Genomic DNA, 1,824 nt, shown 5'->3' with positions numbered 1-1,824 from the left:
AAGGCTCTGTTAAAAAATATTGTTGATTTTCGAAAACACGCAAAATTTTTGGTTATACTTACTTTATAAAAACCAATTGGAGTGTGGGACCGCGTGAAAACAGCTTTTCGTAATTTACTAAATCATATTAAGAAAATTGACCCACGCCAACAGGAACAATTGTTTTGGACATTGAAAAACACTTTATTTCCAATTGTTCAAACAGGTACTCTTGTAGATGAAATGAGGGAAACTCGTTTCGCAGAGGGTTTCGTTTGTCCTCATTGCACATGTGAATTCGTCGTTCGATTTGGTAAATACAAAGGTCGTCAGCGTTATCGTTGTAAGGCATGTCGTAAAACATTTAACGACTTAACAAACACTCCAATGCATGGAACTCATTACCCTAAATATTGGGCTGAGTTTATCAAATTAATGTTCGAAGGGTATTCTCTTCGAAAATGTGAACAAATATTAGGAATTAAATGGGTCACACTCTTCTATTGGCGACACAAAATCTTAAATGCACTAAAAGAAATTGAAGTTGATGGATTTGAAGGTATCGTCGAAATGGACGAGACCTATTTCCTATACTCAGAAAAAGGTAGTAAAAGTATATCTGGTCGTAAGGGTCGTAAACGTGGTGGAGTATCAAAGTTCCGAGGCATTAGCCGTGAGCAAGTTTGTGTATTAGTTGCTCGTGACCGAAGCAAACAAACTGTTTCTAAAGTAACTTGTATGGGACGGATTATAAAATCTAAAGTTGAGGAAACGATTGGTCATTTATTAGACTCAGATAAGATTTTATGTACCGATGCTTGGCGAGCATATATGACGTATGCGAAAGATAAAGGGATGGAACATTATCGGATTAATACATCCAAAACTGGTCATGTTATCAAGGGGATTTATCATATTCAAAACGTTAACGGTTATCATGCGAGATTGAGTCATTGGATTGACCGATTTAAAGGTGTAGCGACAAAATATCTTGATAATTATTTGGCATGGTTTCAATTTCTCGATATGAAGGGATTTGATGCAACAACATCGAATATAAAAGAGGTATTTGTCAGTACCAGTCTTTGCGAACACTATTCAACAAACCAACAAATTCGCCAATCAAAATTAGTCATCTAAAATATTTTTAAAAATCCTTATTCAACTAACTGGCAGATTAGTTCAATAAGGAATTTGCAAACTTATAGTTAAAAATGGAAAAATATGTTAATGTTAATAGTATCATCTTAGATAAATCTTCTTAGTGAATATAATAAATTGAATAACTAAAGGAGAATAAAAATGAAAAAAATTCTTATGTTTTCAGTAAGTTTTATCCTATTATTTGTTGCTTTAAATGTCTTCTCAGGTATGCTTTTAACGGTACTTTATCAGCCAGATATAGCTAATCAATGGAGTAATATTTCAAAATTGCCAAATGAGGTTGTTTTTGCGGAAAGTTCTTCAGTATCTCCAATCATTATAACAATGTTATCAGTTATTATCGCATTTGTTATACAAAACCGTTTTGCTAAACCTAATTAAAATATAATTGAATTAACTAACTAACGCGTGCTTTAGTTGAACAAGACATATTAAATAGCTGAATAGAAATATAATGTACAAGTAGTTCTATTAAAGAACGGAGGCTTGGCAGATGAAACGAGTTCTTTTAGGTATAGTGGTAATTATGATAATTTTAATTGGAATGTACTATTCGACTAATATTGGTTAGGAGTTATTCAATTAACTGATGCATTAGTTTAATAAGCATTAAAAAGACTGTTTGGTGAAAAACAGTCTTTTTTAGTACGCAAAAATCAACATTTTAGTTTAACAGAGCCT

At 32.5% G+C, this 1,824-nt stretch carries 2 protein-coding genes; both read left to right on the top strand.

Going from position 1 to position 1,824, the window contains the following annotated elements:
- The first annotated feature begins 93 nt into the window (after positions 1–93).
- A complete protein-coding gene (locus J7Q84_RS18070; RefSeq protein WP_209096624.1) occupies positions 94–1,119 on the top strand; it encodes an IS1595 family transposase in 1,026 nt (341 codons plus the stop codon).
- Positions 1,120–1,281: 162 nt separating this feature from the next.
- Complete coding sequence (locus J7Q84_RS18065) at positions 1,282–1,524, top strand: hypothetical protein (protein ID WP_209096623.1); 243 nt, start codon at positions 1,282–1,284, stop codon at positions 1,522–1,524.
- Positions 1,525–1,824 lie beyond the last annotated feature (300 nt).

The organism is Bacillus sp. 165, from assembly GCF_017742235.1.
Lineage (GTDB): Bacteria > Bacillota > Bacilli > Bacillales > Bacillaceae_G > JAGHKQ01.
This window is presented reverse-complemented; position numbering and strand designations above follow the sequence as displayed.

Coding starts and splice junctions, on each gene's coding strand:
- J7Q84_RS18065 (WP_209096623.1), top strand. CDS start 1,282: ATGAAAAAAATTCTTATGTTTTCAGTAAGTTTTATCCTATTATTTGTT.